This is a genomic window from Sporosarcina sp. GW1-11 (genome assembly GCF_033088395.1).
Taxonomy (GTDB): domain Bacteria; phylum Bacillota; class Bacilli; order Bacillales_A; family Planococcaceae; genus Sporosarcina.
In genome coordinates, this window is record NZ_JAPMIW010000026.1 from 26,457 (window position 1) to 43,805 (window position 17,349).

Annotated in this window: 17 protein-coding genes and 1 riboswitch; all 17 genes read right to left on the reverse strand. The window is 40.9% G+C overall.

All coding sequences use genetic code 11. The annotated features are described in order from the left end of the window. Window positions 1–146: 146 nt before the first annotated feature. Window positions 147–2,294, reverse strand: a complete 2,148-nt coding sequence (locus ORD22_RS13380) for a (Fe-S)-binding protein (RefSeq protein ID WP_317646598.1) — start codon at window positions 2,292–2,294, stop codon at window positions 147–149. A gap of 363 nt (window positions 2,295–2,657) precedes the next feature. Beyond that, on the reverse strand, window positions 2,658–4,046 hold the full coding sequence (locus ORD22_RS13385) for an ATP-binding protein (protein ID WP_317646599.1): 1,389 nt from the start codon (window positions 4,044–4,046) through the stop codon (window positions 2,658–2,660). A 296-nt stretch (window positions 4,047–4,342) separates the two neighbouring features. After that, a complete protein-coding gene (locus ORD22_RS13390; RefSeq protein WP_317646600.1) occupies window positions 4,343–5,002 on the reverse strand; it encodes a response regulator transcription factor in 660 nt (219 codons plus the stop codon). 11 nt (window positions 5,003–5,013) lie between these two features. Further along, window positions 5,014–7,335 (reverse strand): sensor histidine kinase, encoded by a 2,322-nt coding sequence (locus ORD22_RS13395; protein WP_317646601.1) that lies wholly within the window; start codon window positions 7,333–7,335, stop codon window positions 5,014–5,016. 47 nt (window positions 7,336–7,382) lie between these two features. After that, entirely contained in the window at window positions 7,383–7,505 is a 123-nt protein-coding gene (gene comX / locus ORD22_RS15180) for a competence pheromone ComX (protein ID WP_411567658.1), read from the reverse strand. Continuing rightward, entirely contained in the window at window positions 7,459–7,920 is a 462-nt protein-coding gene (locus ORD22_RS13400) for a polyprenyl synthetase family protein (RefSeq protein ID WP_317646602.1), read from the reverse strand. Before ORD22_RS13400 ends, comX begins: the two co-directional genes overlap by 47 nt. A 173-nt stretch (window positions 7,921–8,093) precedes the next feature. Beyond that, window positions 8,094–8,669 (reverse strand): cob(I)yrinic acid a,c-diamide adenosyltransferase, encoded by a 576-nt coding sequence (locus ORD22_RS13405; protein ID WP_317646603.1) that lies wholly within the window; start codon window positions 8,667–8,669, stop codon window positions 8,094–8,096. A gap of 1 nt (window position 8,670) precedes the next feature. After that, a complete protein-coding gene (locus ORD22_RS13410; RefSeq protein ID WP_317646604.1) occupies window positions 8,671–9,048 on the reverse strand; it encodes a bifunctional adenosylcobinamide kinase/adenosylcobinamide-phosphate guanylyltransferase in 378 nt (125 codons plus the stop codon). After that, window positions 9,000–9,593 (reverse strand): histidine phosphatase family protein, encoded by a 594-nt coding sequence (locus ORD22_RS13415; RefSeq protein ID WP_317646605.1) that lies wholly within the window; start codon window positions 9,591–9,593, stop codon window positions 9,000–9,002. The genes ORD22_RS13410 and ORD22_RS13415 overlap by 49 nt, the downstream gene beginning before the upstream one ends. Continuing rightward, entirely contained in the window at window positions 9,554–10,318 is a 765-nt protein-coding gene (locus tag ORD22_RS13420) for an adenosylcobinamide-GDP ribazoletransferase (RefSeq protein ID WP_317646606.1), read from the reverse strand. The genes ORD22_RS13415 and ORD22_RS13420 overlap by 40 nt, the downstream gene beginning before the upstream one ends. Window positions 10,319–10,350: 32 nt before the next feature. Beyond that, window positions 10,351–10,746 (reverse strand): nucleotide-binding protein, encoded by a 396-nt coding sequence (locus ORD22_RS13425; protein WP_317646607.1) that lies wholly within the window; start codon window positions 10,744–10,746, stop codon window positions 10,351–10,353. Beyond that, the gene (locus ORD22_RS13430) at window positions 10,743–11,312 is read right to left on the reverse strand and encodes a bifunctional adenosylcobinamide kinase/adenosylcobinamide-phosphate guanylyltransferase (RefSeq protein ID WP_317646608.1); all 570 of its coding nucleotides are present in this window, start codon (window positions 11,310–11,312) and stop codon (window positions 10,743–10,745) included. Before ORD22_RS13430 ends, ORD22_RS13425 begins: the two co-directional genes overlap by 4 nt. Next, window positions 11,294–12,367, reverse strand: a complete 1,074-nt coding sequence (cobD, locus tag ORD22_RS13435) for a threonine-phosphate decarboxylase CobD (protein WP_317646609.1) — start codon at window positions 12,365–12,367, stop codon at window positions 11,294–11,296. The genes ORD22_RS13430 and cobD overlap by 19 nt, the downstream gene beginning before the upstream one ends. Then, on the reverse strand, window positions 12,354–13,307 hold the full coding sequence (gene cbiB / locus ORD22_RS13440) for an adenosylcobinamide-phosphate synthase CbiB (protein WP_317646614.1): 954 nt from the start codon (window positions 13,305–13,307) through the stop codon (window positions 12,354–12,356). Before cbiB ends, cobD begins: the two co-directional genes overlap by 14 nt. Beyond that, window positions 13,307–14,779 carry an adenosylcobinamide amidohydrolase gene (locus tag ORD22_RS13445; protein ID WP_317646610.1) on the reverse strand — a complete coding sequence of 491 codons (1,473 nt, stop codon included), beginning with the start codon at window positions 14,777–14,779 and terminating at the stop codon, window positions 13,307–13,309. The genes cbiB and ORD22_RS13445 overlap by 1 nt, the downstream gene beginning before the upstream one ends. Before the next feature lie 2 nt (window positions 14,780–14,781). Further along, complete coding sequence (locus tag ORD22_RS13450; protein WP_317646611.1) at window positions 14,782–15,774, reverse strand: FecCD family ABC transporter permease; 993 nt, start codon at window positions 15,772–15,774, stop codon at window positions 14,782–14,784. Beyond that, entirely contained in the window at window positions 15,767–16,747 is a 981-nt protein-coding gene (locus ORD22_RS13455; RefSeq protein ID WP_317646612.1) for an ABC transporter substrate-binding protein, read from the reverse strand. The genes ORD22_RS13450 and ORD22_RS13455 overlap by 8 nt, the downstream gene beginning before the upstream one ends. A 143-nt stretch (window positions 16,748–16,890) precedes the next feature. Continuing rightward, window positions 16,891–17,021: riboswitch (cobalamin riboswitch) on the reverse strand. Window positions 17,022–17,349 lie beyond the last annotated feature (328 nt).

The window sequence follows — 17,349 nt, forward strand, 5'->3', positions numbered from 1 at the left end:
TTATTATTTTGTTAGCGTTTTAGATACTCTAATTGTACGTTATTACCTGGATATTCGCAATAATTTTAATTATGCGTTTCGTCGGCTTTTTTCGGCATTTCATCCACCGTTTCCGTAGTTGCAGCCATTTCTACTTTCACAACGCTCTATTCTAGTTCTTCACTTGCTTCTGATTCCACTTCAATTTGCTGTTCTCCAAAAATGGAACGTTCAAGCAATTCTGCGATATCATACGTACCGACTTGATCTTCTACTTCTACAGCTTTCGTCCCGTCAGACAACATCGTTAAGCAATACGGACAACCTGATGAAATGATGCCAGGACTAACTTCTAATGCTTGCTCTGTACGCGCTACGTTAACACGCTGACCTGTATCTTCTTCCATCCACATCATTCCGCCACCTGCTCCACAGCACATGCCGTCTTGTCTGTTACGTTTCATTTCTACCAACTGTACGCCAGGGATCGCTTTGAGGATTTCTCGCGGCTGATCATATACATCATTGTAACGTCCTAAGTAACAAGAGTCATGGAATGTAATGACTTCGTCGATCGCATATTTCGGTTCAAGTTTGCCGGACATAACCAACTCATACAGTAGCTCGGTATGATGTTTGACGATAGCTTGTAGTCCGAAGTCTGGATATTCATTTTTGAAAATATTGTATGCGTGCGGATCGATTGTCACGATTTTCGAGACATTCGCTTTTTCAAACTCCGCGATATTAGCAGTCGCCAGTTCTTGGAATAAAAATTCATTCCCTAAACGACGTGGTGTATCTCCTGAGTTTTTCTCTTTATTACCTAGTATCGCAAAGCTAACTCCTGCTTCATTCAATAAATGAGCGAAAGACAATGCGATTTTCTGAGAACGGTTGTCAAACGCCCCCATTGAACCGACCCATAGTAAGTATTCGAAGTCTTCTCCTGCTTTTTTCGCTTCTTTCACTGTTGGGATGTGTAAGTCTGGACGTGCCTCTCTCCAGTTCTCTTTCTCTTTTCGGTTAAGACCCCACGGATTTCCTTGACGCTCGATATTTGTCATCGCGCGCTGTGCATCCGCATTCATCTTCCCTTCCGTCATCACTAAGTAGCGACGAAGATCAATAATTTTATCGACGTGTTCGTTCATTACGGGACACTGATCTTCACAGTTACGGCATGTCGTACAAGCCCAAATTTCCTCTTCTGTAATAACATCGCCGATCAATGAAGGATTGTAGATTTCATCCATCGTCATGCCTTCTGCCGTTGCGGCAAGAGCTAACTGGTTACCTTGCGATTGATTGAACATCAATTGTGGTACCCAAGGTTTTTGCTTTGTCATGACAGCGCCTGTATTCGTCAAGTGATCACGTAATTTCGTGATTAAGTCCATCGGTGATAGCATCTTACCTGTACCGGTTGCAGGACACATATTTGTACAACGTCCACATTCTACACATGCGTAGAAGTCGATCATTTGCGCTTGTGTGAAGTCCGTAATTTTCCCCACACCAAGTGGCGGCATGTCATCTTCATCTTCAACTTCTTCCAACGCTTCAAAATCAATAGGCTTCAAGCGACCTGCATGATCGAGACGGTGGAAATAAACATTTGCTGGACCAGCGATTAAGTGCGCGTGCTTGGATTGCGGTACATACACTAAGAATGTCAGCAATGTCAGTAAGTGTACCCACCAGCCGACGAAGAAGATTGCGATAGCAACACCTTGCGGAACACCTGCGAATACCATGGCAATTATAGACGCCATCGGTTCCGTCCATGTAGTTCCTTCATTATGCCAAATCATGTTCGCTCCGTTTGCAACAAGTGTAGATACCATCAATGCACCAATAAAAATGAGTACTAAACCTGATTTCCATCCTCGCTTTAAACGCACTAGTTTCTCAACATAGCGACGGTAGAACGCCCACACGACTGCTACTAAGATTAAAAATACGACAATCTCCTGGAAAAATGTAAATGCAGGATACAATGGGCCTAGAGGTAAGTGTGATCCCGGTTTTAGACCTTTCCAGATTAAATCGATTGCTCCAAATTGAACAAGTAAGAATCCATAGAAAAATAGTACGTGGATTGCCCCACTCTTTTTATCTTTCAATAATTTCTTTTGCCCAAATACATAGACCCAAATTTTTGTCAGCCGCTCTTTAACATTCTGGTCAAAGTCTTCTTTTCTTCCCAGTTGAATAAATTCATAACGGGTTTTTAATAGGTATAAAAATAGGCCTACGCCGTACACGACGACCGCTAGGAATAATATCCAGTTTGCGACAAGTAACAGATTCATCTCTTTCTCCCCCTTTGAAGTTCTGTGTAAGACCCATTTATAAGCGCTTACATATATATTCTAAATATAGTGTAATAATGAATGATCATTCAGTCAACCGTTTTTTGATATTTAATTATTAATTTAACGCTTGCTTTCTTTGCGAAAAAATACCATCGTATTTATTTTATGTTAATGAGTCGCCTAGATGACTAGTAACTTGTCCTGATTTTACAGGGTACATTCATTCTCTTCTATTGCTGTGGTACTAAGGAGATCTATTGAAACCTCGATGTTTTTTACTTCAATAATCAAGCAATGCCCTAACCACTTAAAAAAGGCTGAACTACGCTTAAGCGGTTCAGCCTTTTATCGTCCGTATAATTAAGATTTTATTTCCAATAAACTACTATCGATTCGTGGAAGACCTAGCTGGAATACAGAGCCCTTCCCTACTTCACTCCTAACGGAAATCGTCCCCCCGTATTCAGTTATCGTTTTTTTAACAAACGGAAGGCCTAGACCTGTACCTCCCTCTTTTTCAGAAATAAATGGCAAGAAGATCTTTTCTAGCATATCTTCACTCATGCCAATACCAGTATCTGAAATACAGATATCCACTATACTATCTGTTGATGCACAAATTTGAACACCTAGCGTACCTTCAGACTCCATTGCTTCCATCGCATTTTTCAGCAAATTCACGAGTACTTGCTTCATACGTTTTGGATTTGCTTTGATTAAAACCGGCTCAGTCACAAGTATTTCGTTTACTAAATTAATTTGATCTAACAACGCTTTTGGTCTGAGTAAAATTAAAACTTCTTCTACTAACTCTGGAAGTGAAAATATCGTTACTTTATCCACCACTGGTTTTGAAAGTGAAAGCATTTCGTCTAGAATACTGTTCATATGTTTAACTTCTTCCTGAATCACCTTGACATATTTTTGAGCATTCCCTATCACTTCATGCTCAAGTAGTTGAAGAAATCCCTGTAGTGTTGTCATAGGATTTCGAACTTCGTGTGCAATACTTGCCGCAATCTCTCCAGTTGTCGATAATTGATCGGAACGGGCTAATAAGTCTAGAAGTCTCTCTTGTTCGGTAGTTTCTACTATTTTCAAGAGGAATAATTCAGTTTTGGGATCAAGCTGCAATAATAAATTGTAATTCGTAGTTTCCCCCAATACTTGAGATGAAATTTTCGTTTGTAAAAATGTTTCATTCTTTATTCGAAGAAAATAATCATCAAAAGAGAAATTTTCTTCGCACTGGAAACCTTCTAAAAATGTTTTCAAATGAATGCCATTACTTTTAGACGGAAAATGGAATTCATTACAGAATGCATCGTTCACCGATACAAAAAAGCCCCATTCATTCAAAATCGCCAATGGTGTGGTGCACGCAAAAAAAGTATTTTCATATAATTTACTCCATGACTCTTGTTGTTCATATAAATTTACAGTAATAATCGCCTTTTCACTGTCCGGCTCGTACGTAATATAACAGGATGCATTATGTCCATCTGATATTTTTAAATTTCCAATTAAAGATTCCTGGACTTTAGTTTGAAGGTCTTGGTTACATTCAAGAATAATTCGGATCTTTTTATATAATAGATCATCAAATATTTCTGATATATGGTTTGGTAGCTCTTTTTCATTCACCAAATTTTTAAAAACGTTTGTCATTCCAAGTATATCGCCGTTTTTACTAATGATTAGTTTATTTAGAGAGCTTTCAAGATATTTATTGATATCCAACGTTTTCATCGCCATACCATGATCCCCTTCACTAAACATCTTAGAACTATTTTAAACGTAAAACAATTCTTGTTACTATGGATAAGGACTTTACTCATTCTTATCTACTCAACTAATTAGTCATTACATACTTTTAACACAAAATATATCTCGTTCTATTATTCTCACATAGATTCTGTCGGATTTCACCGTAAATCAACTTGCGGTTTTCCGAAGTGTTACTAGGGGTATGCGGTAGACATGCGATTTCCTGAAGGCAGAATAAAGTAAAAAAAGCTGACAATGATATGCCAGCTTTTTTTACTTTATTCAACTATCTGTTGAGACAACAAACCAAACTCTTTCGCCTTCAATAATGCCTCTGTCCTTGAGCTAACTCCAAGTTTCGAAAAGATCTTGGTTAGATGGTATTCAATAGTCCTTTGACTTATAGACAAATCCATTGCGATTACCTTGTTTGTCAGACCTTTAGAAACCCCTGCTAATATTTCTTGTTCTTTGCTTGATAACGTCATATTGCCTAAATTATGTTCTATTTTATTAGTTGACGGTTCAGAATCCACTCTTCTCAGTTGTTTTAATAACTGAAAGGATATTACCGCTTCTTCCCTTATTCCACATCTGATTGCGGTGATCAACTGCTCTTGTGTGGCAGTCTTACTAATAAACCCCTTAACCCCAGCTTCAATTAATAAATTATAATGCGAAACTAAGTCAAAACCAGTATAAATAAGAATAATGGCATCTGGATCAACGTGTAAAATCATTTTTGTAAGTTCTATACCATTTATTTTCGGCATATATAAGTCTATTAAATAAATATCATAACTATTTTCTTTAATCGCGTCTAAAACTTTATCAACATCTATAATGATCGTAGCTTTCATGTCTTCTTCTTGTTCTATAAGAGCCACAGTTCCTTGTCCAATTGCCGGATGATCATCGACAATTAATACATTAATCATTCGTAGCCCCCCTATTTTATCTCGATGTATACTTGCGTTCCTTTTCCTGGAGCAGAGCTAATATCAATCATACCATCTATACTCTTCACTCGCTCTTTCATCCCGAAAATCCCCATCGTTTTAAAAGAATCTTGTAACTCTGTCATATCGAATCCCTTCCCATTATCACTGTATCTCAAGGTTACTAGTTGATTAGTCTGTTGAAGAGATAGTTCGACTACAGTAGCTTGGGAATGTTTTGATGCATTATTTAAAAGTTCTTGCACCACTCGATACAAGGTTAATTCATACTCTTTATCTAGTTGTCGAATCGATGGATCCAATTTTGTTTTTATAATAAAATCACAGCGCAGTTTTGTCTGATCGATTAAACTTTGAATGGATTGAGTAATTCCTATTTCATTTAAAAAAGGTGGTCGAAGTTCATTACACGTTTCTCTAATTAAGTGAATACTGTCTAGCACCTTTTCCATAAGCTCCATCAATTCATTTTTAATCGCTGGATCTACAACTTTCCCCTTTATCTTTTCAACTTCTCTCAAAAGTTGTAATTGTTCCTGAAGTACTGAGTCATGTAAATCAATGGATAAATTCGCTCTTTCCTTTTCCGACAAAGAGAATAATAATCTTGAAAGCCAGTAAGGGTAATTTGTGTTAGTTAGTCGGGTTTCCGCTTTATAATTCTCAATCTTCTCGAAAAGTCCTTCGATTAATTGAAAGTTTTCGAGAAGGATGCTAGAAAAGTACGCTAATGACTCAAGCCAAATTCTTTCCTGGATATTCAAGTTGACTTTCGATCTCTTCATACCGAAAAATATGGTATGTATATGATCGTAGTCTCCCCCAATAACTATACCGAATCCATCCGATACTTCAATCAAAGAACGAGCTCCATGATTACCCCATTGCACTTCTTCTAGCACCTCAATAAAGGAGTGTGGACATTTATTTTCATTAGTTACCGGAATCCATTTTTCCCCGTTCTGCACTTTCACCATCTTTATATAGAATGCATTCCTTACCTTTAACACATTTTTAATTTCATTTTGAAGACTAGTAATCAAACTACTTACCTTCGTTTCATGCTTCGCTTTTTGGAAAAAGTGATACAAGCTCTCTTCATAGTTTCCCTTTTGTGAAAATAAGTGATGCTTAAAATAATAATCTACGTATTCTTTTACGTACAAAAATAACACGGTGCTGATCAACAAAAGTGTAAACATCATAATCATTTCTTTAGACAGAAAATCAATTTTCAAAAGAAAACAGACGACTATCACTACAACGCTTGTGAACGGAAAAGAAAGTAAAGAATAATAACGTAACCTATTCAATAAAAATTCAATATCAAATAACTTTTCTGCCAGTTGTAAATAAACAAAAGCAATCGGGATGATGAGTAAGAAAATTGCTGTCATTTCAGCAGATACAAGTTCCTTACTAAAAAGAATAGTGGGAATTACATATAAACCGACAAATGGAAGTATTGATGAAATTAATGTGAGTCCAAAAATTTTCAGAACATTACTCGCTTCAGTATTTTTGTGTTTTAGATAAAATCGAATAATTAGATAAAGTAAATATACTAGTAATGACAAGAAGAATAGCAGCTCAATAGCTATCATATAAGAATTTATTTTGTGAAATATAAAGATACTAATGACTAATGAAATAACATTAAAATAGATGATATACAATATGTTTAACGATCTAGTTTTTATAAATACTAAATCGAATCTTACTAAATAACTTTGTAGAAAGTGCGCGAATAATAGTAATGATGCAGGCAATGTGAAGATGTTCAAAACCCTGCCTATAATGTCTCCTCTAGCAGAAACAGATGCACTTAGATAGCTAACACCTATTGTTAATAAAAAATAGATGAGGATCATTGCTGATTTGTCATATTTCTTTCTTCTATATAGAAAAATACTTAATAGTATCGTCGTAAGAGTAAATGCAAGTGGTAGAAACAAGTAGATAATATACTGTCTGTCTGAATCAGTGTGCGTGATGGAATATGTATTTTCTCTCAAGTCCTGATCTATAATTGTTATGGAATCGGCCATTTCTACCCGATTAAACTTGACTACGGTAGTATGATGCTCGGGCTTTTTCCCATCAACAAATTTTACAATATCTCCTTCTTCTATCGATTGACTCGATGCCCATCCATTTTCAACAATTCTTTCCACTTTCCACTGGTCAGTTGTTGACTTTACTTCCATACCGACTAGTGGGAATTTTAAGATAACTACAGTTAAATAAACGGTGATCATTATGGCCAATACTATTGCCAGCAAGCTATAGGTGGTAAATTTAACAGACTTCATCATGTTAACTCCTAAAAAAACAAGGATTACTATCCCAGTTCAAAATTTTATGTCCAGTAATAAGCTATAGGTGTAATTTGTCCATCGAAGAATACTTCCATAATTGCCTTTAATTCTTCCGGGCTAACTCCAACTAAGCTCGCTGTTCCGTCTTTTACTTTTTCCAACAAATTTTGCGGAAATAAGCTCCTGATTCTTCACTATTTCACTTTTCTCTACCTGGTCCAAGTAATATTCATGAATAAAATTAAGATCTTTATCCTTGTAATTCAACAAATAAAGGATAGGTAGACTGTACTTTTTATTAAGTAAATCATTCTTTTCATTCCACGTTTTTATATCTGCTAAATCATTAGTCATTTGTCCTATAAGACCGATATAAGTAGAATAGGTTTCTATTTCAACCGGATAGTCTTTCGTTGCCAATACTGAACCCACTACACAAGCGAGCGCAACCAACGAACCTGACTTCTCGATTGTCATCTGTATGTAATCCGCTTCATTTCTACACATATTCAGAAGATCTTTATACTGCCCATTTACCGATTGAAGAGCATATTCTTCATTGTATCCTATTTTCCTCAAACTTCCACTGTCATATAAAATTCTAGTAACGGAAGTTCATCAATAGATTGTATGAAAGTGCTAGGGCGATTATCGAACGTCGGTGACTGCTCATAGAACATAAGTAAACTGATTCTAGTCGCAGGACGCCAATAAAAAAAGACTTAGGATTACTTCCCCAAGCCTTTTACCATTCATTTCTTATCATCCGTACGAAACACCTTTGCACTACGAACATATTCATTATCCGCGATACCTAAACGCGCATTAACAATTCGAGCTGCAACGAATAAATAATCCGACAAGCGGTTTAAATAACGCTGAACGACTGGTGAAACATCGTCTGCTGCATTCATCAACGTTACCGTTACTCGCTCAGCGCGACGTGTAACCGTGCGGGCGATATGCAATGTTGCCGCTGCAGGTGAACCACCCGGCAAGATGAAGCGTTCTAGTGCGGGCGCTTCTTCCATCAACTTGTCGATTCGCTCTTCAAGTACGGTTATTGGTGCATCGTCCAACTTGTAGTGACGTTCTTTCATGACGTTTGCCAAATCACCGCCACCATCAAATAATTCATTCTGGATTGCTTCTAAGTCAGTCAAAATATCTGCAAACTTGTCTGCTTCTAGTTCTGTCATAGCCTTACCAATAAATGAATTCAATTCATCTATCGTACCATAAGCTTCTACTCGCAAATCATCTTTCGCCACGCGCCCACCAATCAAACTCGTCTGACCCTTATCGCCTGTCTTCGTATAAATTTTCATCTCACTTCACTCCTTTAATCTGTTGGGGAATTCCATACCAAATTCTCGTAACTTCTGTCGCTTGTTCAAATAAATACTGATAGAGCCGTCCGCATCGATCGCGCAATTCGCGTTGCTCCGCTTCAAACGGTACAATTCCGCGACCGACTTCCGTCAAGATGAAGATTGTGTCGGGCTTCATTACATCGTGCACAGCTTGTAAACTTTGCGCTTCATCCATCTCTGTTCGTCTAAGCCAGTCCAGCAAGCCGACTATGACTAATCGCTCGTCTGATGCCGCTGCTGTTTCCATTGTACAAAATTGTACCGGCTGATCGCCAACTAAGCGCCTTACATACTCCGTTTTGCCGTTATAGGCACCTCCGATAATGACATGCATTGCGCCCGCTCCTTCCGTTGTTGCTCGTCTGCCCACTCGAATTTCCAAACCGAACCATTGTCTACTTTCCATTCCCAAAATGAACGCGAATCCGTAGCGAATGTATCTAGTAGTAAACGAATCACTCCACCATGCGTTACGACGACTGCGTCATTCGGTAAATCTTCCAACGCATCAAGCACTCGCGACTTCACTTGCTGTAATGTTTCACCGTTAGGCGGTGCTATCTGCCACGGATCATCCAGCCAATTACGGTAATCCGAATCATTCTTCAACTCGTCGTATGTCCTCTCTTCGAAATCTCCAAAATGACATTCTCGTAAACGCGAATCTTCAATATAACTTGCATCCGGAAAATAGATCTTTGCCGTCTGACGTGTTCTAGTTAAATCGCTACCATACACTGTTTCTACATCGATTGGAAATTCAATTGCTTCCCCTGCTATTTGAGCTAGTTCACTATTTGTCCAACCGCAATATTGCCGTTTTTCATTGGCCACGGTCTTTAGATGGCGAATGAAAAATAAACGATAAGGACGAACCATAACAGCACCTCCATTCCTTCAATGAATGCGCCGCATAAATCACCTGTTACGCCGCCGAAGTGTTTGACGGTAAAGCGACGATAGAGCCAGATTGCGAAAACCATCACGGATAACATGATAGCAAGTAGGAGAACAGACTTATACACTACACCGAGCGCGATGCTAACAAGCAGACTGATGGTACTCACTGCCACAAGCATCCGTGTACGTAAAAAGTGTTGCTTGAAAAAATATGCGATACCGTTTTGTTTCGCTGTATTTGTTAGCGTGAAATAATAGACTACTGCAGCACGGGATAGAATAGGTACCGTGACAAGTAACACCCAACTATGCGGCAGTGTTAACATTTCGATAAACAAGCCGATTTTCAACCCTAACAAAATAAGCAAAGACAATGTACCGAATGCCCCGAGTCTTGGATCATCCATAATCGTCAAACGCTTCTCACGTTCTTGATAGGAGAAAAAAGCATCGCCAAGATCCGCAAAGCCATCCACATGCAAGCCACCTGTCGCAATCAACCCAACAAGTAAAATCAGCATCGCCGCAAGGAAACTATTGAACTCTACAGTGACATAAGCAGTTCCCGCCAGCAATAAACCAATACCCGCACCAATGATAGGTAGCGCCATATACATGCCTGATACTTCTTTTTTCCCGAGTGGTAATTCTTTACGCACAGGCAAAGAAGTGAAAAATTGGAGCGCTAATAAAATGCTATTCATCTTCTCGCTCCTTTACGCCAAAATAGATTGAATCAACGGCCAATTGATATGTTGCTGTACATGATTTGCCCACTGTTCATAAACATCCACTCCGTCAGCCGCGGGTTCCGTCTTGTGTTCCATATCCTCTTCCGGAATGCCATGCTGCTCAAGAACAGGAATGACACTTGCGACTGGAATGCCTGTATAGTTTTCGATAAAATAGGATGCATTTCTGCGGTCGGCTCCGTCCGTGCCGCTTGCGCTTGTTGAAATTGTGAGCGACTAATTTCGCGACCATTTGGTAACGCCACCGAAAAATCGGACATATTTTGTGATTTAAAAGGTGCCACATTGACTCCTTTATTGGAAAGGATTCGGCATAACGCATTACAAATCATCGTTTTCCCTACGTCAGAAGCCGTGCCTACGACGATTAATCCATTCATCGCGAATCCCCTTTCCAGATGATCGGCAAGCCGTGATCCATTTCAATTGCTACATCACATTGTTGAACTAGTTTTTGATGCAGTGTACCGAGCGTTTTTCGGTACACTTCCGTTTCACCTTCATACTGCGGCCAATCATCTAGCACTTCGTTTGAGACGATGACTAGCCGCGTGACACGTTCCTTAATTTGCTCGATTGTACGTAGTAATTGCTCCGTTTTCTGTTCCAAACACCCTGGACGTTGCCAACAAGGATCATCCGCTTCATAGCCTTCATACAATTCATTCGCTAACCAAGTCGTCATACAATCCCATAGCACCAAGTCCCCTGCCTGCAAGAAAGGTAATACTTCGTGAATATTCAGTGGCTGCTCAATAGTTTCCCAGTGGGCCATTCTACGATCGTACTGATGCTTCGTGATGCGTTCTTTCATTTCCTGATCATACGCTACACCTGAAGCGATATACACGAGACGACCCGGTTGCCCAACGAGTAATTGCTCCGCATACGTACTTTTCCCACTGCGCGCACCGCCACTAATGAACGTTACTGTTCCTCGAACCAATTCGCCATCGCCTCCCGCAACGAATTCATCTGCTCAGCTGATTTCATCCCCACACGCAACCACCTACCGTCCATGCCACGGAAGTTTTCCGAGTGACGCAAGACGATTCCTCGTGCCAGTAAATAGCGATACAATACTCGGGCGTCTTGCTTCGGTGCAAAGATTAAATAATTCGCTACTGAATCAATAACTTGGCAATCATATGCACGTAAAAACTCAACCATCTTGGCACGCTCCGTTTGCGCATGAAGAATTGCAGACTCGCAGTAGCTTCGTTCATTTAAACATAATGCTCCTATCTCAGCTGCTACGCCATTCACATGCCAATGAGGTGTTCGGCTTTTCACCATCGAGACAATTTCTGGATGCGTCACAAGGTACCCTAAACGAATACCAGGAATTGCATACATTTTCGTCATAGACCGAACGACAATGACGTGTGGATATTTTTCTAAATGATGAATGAACGAACGGCTTTCATCTACGAAATCAATAAACGCCTCATCCAAGACGACTTCCGTTCTGCTACGTTCAGCCGCTTGAACGATGGTTAACAATTCATCCAATGTCGGTAAAATACCCGTTGGATTATTCGGTGTGCACAGATAAACAGCCGCCACTTTCGGCAAAGCATCGACAATCTGCGCAACAGGCAATCGAAAATCATCTTCTTCCTTCGCTTGAATCGAAACAACTTCCGCTCCACTCGCTTCGAGTGTCGCCCGATATTCAGAAAACGTTGGATCAATCAACAGCACTTTTTCCCCGCGATAACATTCCCCCAGCAACGACAATAATTCTGCCGCCCCATTTCCAACAAGCACACACCGTTCTTCCACTTGATGAAATTTCGCGGCTACAGCTCTAAACGGCTGACCGTCCGGATCCGGATAACTTGTAATAGTAGACAATAAATCCGCCCACGCTTCTTTAACTACTACTGGCGGACCCGCTGGATTACAATTCTCACTAAAATCCAAAATCTTTTCAGGTACAGGTATATTCAACGATTCATATAACCGCGCACAGTTCGCTCCATGTTCAGGCAATCGCATACATCCACACTCCTATCACCGTAAATACTAACCAGAAAACCAAGGACACCACTTGCATTTGTCTGCAAGCAGAACGAATATGAGATGCACTTGCGACAACTGATGGCCCTAGCGTCGCTCGTTCTGACGTGACACCACGATAGGTATTTTTACCGCCTAATTGGATATTCAACTGCCAAGCTGTAGCCGCTTCTAAATAACCACTGTTCGGACTCATATGACGTTTTGCATCGCGCAACCAACCACCAAGTCGCTGGCGAATAGGTAATCTTCCTTCATTTGGAGTGAATAAGACGATTAATAAACCAGTTATCCTCGAAGGAATGATATTCAATAAATCATCCATTCGTGCAGACACTTTACCGAACTCACGATAGCGTTCATCTTTATAGCCGACCATTGAATCGAGTGTATTCGCTGCTTTATAAAGCCATAAGCCAGGTGCTCCAAGCAAGAATGCCCAAAACAAAGGCGCGGTGATACCGTCTGAGGTGTTTTCCGAAACCGTCTCAATCGCCGCTCGCGAAATGCCCGAAGCATCTAGTGTGTCTGTATCTCTACCGACAATCCAGCTCAGTTTTTCACGCGCTTCTTTCAAATCTCCAGACTGCAACGGTTCGTAAACAAGCATAGCTGCGTCCTTCAAACTTTTCTGCGCAAGCCCTGCAGCAATGAGTACTGCTTCAATCGCAATTCCAGCAAATAAATGAAGACGATAAGAGAAACTAACGAGCCAGATTACAAGCACAAAAGTTGTTCCACAAACAATAAGCCATAAAAATGCCCCTTTAAACGTGCGCATTGTTCCTTTATTCAACCACTTCGTCAAATTCCCTATCGATGTGCCGATCCATTTAACAGGATGTGGCCAATTCGGAGGATCACCAATCAGTCGATCCAGCACCATACCGATTGCGATCGCTATAAAATGTGCCGGTATCACTGGAACTCCTCCTTCGCCTGACGATACGAATGAATCGCCCGCACTGTACATTCATACACGCCCCGACCGATTAATTTACCCAGTTGCGTAATCGGCCCCGCATACGGAATGCACTTCCCTTGCTGAGTAGACGCAATTAACAAACTGTCCGTTGACGTTCCTGTCGCAATTGTACCTGATTCAGGGTCTAGTACTTCTTCATCTTGCAACGCTTTCGTTTTCGCTTCCGTCGCGGTAATCATTGCCTGAACGAATGCTTCCTCCGCCAGCGCCCCATTGATAAACACCCACGTATTGATCGTGCCTACATACCAACTATCTTCACGTTGCCAAGATTTCGAGACATCCACCGCATTGCCGATACCCGCTGTGACCGCGATAACGATTGAACCAAAATCCCCTTGGTACTCTTCCACTTCTACATGCTCTGGGCTAACTGCTGTCATCATCGCAACTGTATCTGTCAGATGATAGCCATGCGACCGCAAATACTCCGTGTTCTCTTTTTGTACATCATCAATATTATAATCCGCTCGCACTCCTCGATTGACAAACGTCCGATACCAACCCATTCCCGCATTATGTACAGCTGATGAAATCGTCTTCAGTGGTTGCTTTGCTTGCACTAACACATGATCCCCTTGCACCATGACATCTTCTTTTGTCACGCGGAACAACTTTGTCTCTTCTTGCAAATTAGGCAGTAACGTCATTTGTGGTTTCGGCAGCTCGGGATGTGGTTGCGTTTTCACACGCGCATTATAAACTGTTCGTATTTCTTGTTCCAGCACGACATCTTGCGGTTCACCAATGATTGCCACTTCACCTTTTTTCAGTAAAAGCAGTCGATCACAATAGAGTGCAGCCAAATTAATATCATGGAACACCGATATAACCGTGATTCCTTTTTGGTGTGCTTGATTGCGAATCGTATCTAGCAATTGTTGCTGATGCGCAATATCCAAGTGATTCGTCGGTTCGTCTAGCAATAAAATAGGCGCTTCCTGAGCAAGCGCCTGAGCAACAAACACGCGCTGTTGCTCGCCGCCTGATAATAATTCAATCGGTGTATCTGCATAACGTGTAACTCCTGTATAGTGCATCGCATCTTGCACTGCTTTCTCGTCTTGTTCTGACCAACTAGAAAACAGTCCTGTCTGATGTGGATACCTACCGAGCCCTACCGTATCCTCAACGGTATGAGAAAATGCATGTGCGTGAAGTTGAGGCAGAACTGCTACTTTCCGTGCAAATTGCTTTTGAGTATAGGATGAAGCCAGCTTTCCATCTATCACCACGGTACCGCTTTGTTTCGGCAAAATACCTGAAATAATTTTCAATAATGTAGACTTTCCGCTACCATTCGGTCCTAAAATTCCAAGAACTTCCCCTTTTTCCACGTGGAACGACACATTTCTTACGATTAGCTTCTTATCATACCCACCTGACACTTGATTCACCTGTAGCATATCTACATGGTCCCCTTCCTACGTTGCTTGTAAAAGATATAGGCAAAGACTGGAGCACCGATGAATGCCGTAATGACGCCAACCGGTAATTCAGCCGGCGAAATAATCGTCCGAGCAACTAAATCACAAATGATTAATAATGCAGCTCCGTTAAATAAAGATAACGGCAGCACATGTCGATGATCAGACCCCCACATCATCCGTGTCATATGCGGAACGACTAAGCCAACGAAGCCAATTGTCCCTGAAACCGCCACCGCAGAGCCTGTCAACACAGAGCCACCAATTAAAATCTGTAACTTACGACGTTTTACATTGACTCCCAAATGATGTGCGCGTTCTTCACCAAACAACATCGCATTCAACTCCCGGCGATTGAGCCACAGAATGAATGAACCTATTATGAAAAACGGCAACACCATTGTAATATAATTCCAACCGCGCATCGACACACTTCCAAGTAACCAACCGATGATTTGACGCAACTCTTCTTGTGTCAATGCTATCATCAGCGATAAAACAGAGCCTAGAAATGAACCGAAAATAATACCTGTTAAAATAATTGTTTCCATTTTCATGGAACGATCGACTAGCCGGGCAAAGCCGATGACTAAGAACATCGTAGCCGCAGCACCGACCATACTAAATACGGGTAATGTGTACGCCCCTAAGACCGGTAAGGAAATACCAAAAAAGAGTGTAATCACAGCGCCCACAGAGGCACCGGATGACACTCCGAGGGTATATGGATCTGCTAATGGGTTTTTCAGTAACCCTTGGAATGCGGCACCTGAAATCGCCAGCGATGCGCCAACAATCCCAGCCAGCAACACGCGTGGCATACGAATCTTCCACAAAATATTACTTGCAGTTGCATCACTGTTACTCCATAGCGTCTCTATCGGTATCTTCACAGCACCAATCGATACACCGAGCCAGATTGCCACAAGTAACGTGGCAATCGACACAGTATAGGCGATCAAGGTTTTATTCACCAAAAACCTCTGGATAAATTGCTTTTGCAAAAACTTCTAATCCGTCTGCTAAACGAGGACCTGTCCGGCTAGTGATGTTTTCTTCAACTTGTACGATTCGATCTTCTTTCACCGCAGTAACTGTATCGAAACCGTCACGCTTTTTAATTTTTTCAATAATATCTGGTACGTAGCTATACATGACTATGATCACGTCAGGGTTTTCATTGACGATTGTTTCCGGGCTAATCATGATCCAGTCATCTTCAGTAACGATATTTTCAGCATGAATCATATCAAGGAATTGCTGTGGGAATGTGTTTTTACCTGGCGTATAGATTTCCGGTACGTCAGAGTTCTCAACGAATACACGTCTCTTGTCTGTAATCGTCGCTGCTTTTTCTTTAATTTCTGCAACTTTCGCTTGCATACCTTCTATCACTTGAGTCGCTTCTTCGTTCTTGTTCATAACTTCACCGATCAGCTGAATCGTTTCATATGTCTCTTCAAATGTTCCTGCATTCGGCACGACAACGACAGGAATACCTGCGTCACGAATTTGGTTAATTCCACCTTCGCTTGAACCGAGCATCATTTCATGGGCAAAAACCACTTCTGGCTCCAATGAAATTACTTTTTCAACGTTGACGGTAAAGTTGCCAACTGTGTCTAAATCTGCAACTTCAGCTGGGTAATCATCGTTTTCCGTAACCGCGATTACTTTGTCCCCTGCATCAATAGCAAATAATGTTTCTGTATTGCTTGGAAGTAATGAAATAACGGATTCTGGTACTTTTTCGAACGTTATATCTTCTCCAGACGCATCTTTAAGCGTATACGGATACGTAGTGTCTTTTACCTCATCTGTAGTTGTTTCTTCAGATGTCTGATCCGAACTGTCCGGAGCTTCTTCTTTCTTCGTATCGTCGCCACAAGCTGCTAGTAGTAATACTGCGAGTATAGCTGTTAGCAACAGTTGCCAAAACTTTTTCATGTTATATCCTCCTAGTATGTTTGTATTACATTACGTCTCTGCTGCACAAACGAAAAAAACCTTCGAACATTTCGAAGGATTAGGCAGGACGAAATCTATAGTAGACTCCCTCCACTGTACCTATCCTCGTAGGTTGCTACAGAACTCTATTTCCGATGAAGGCAGGTATCTGGCTCGTGCGTTTTGCACTCACAGTGGCGGGACCGCATCGGCTTGTACCGATTTCCCTTTTCATCTCTCTTTGAACGAGAGAACCTTTCGGAGTAAATGTTATTCGTAATTGTGTTTTATTATACTATACATTGAACTGTTGTACAGAGTGATGTGGGCGAGATAAACTTTCAGCAATGGGTAAGAACGCGCATTTAACGTCAAGAACCGCGCCATTCCTTATTAATACCGAGCCAATCTTTCTTCTAACAGCGCCATTTCGTCACATAATCGCGCGATCACTTGCATAATTACCTTACAGTAGACAGTATAAGAAAGCGCTCCTAAAGGACAGACTACATCCTGAGGAGTGAGATCATGACTAGAAAAACGTATGAATATGAACTGAAAAAGAAAGTGGTAGAGCTTTATTTTGAAGGGCATGCCGCAAA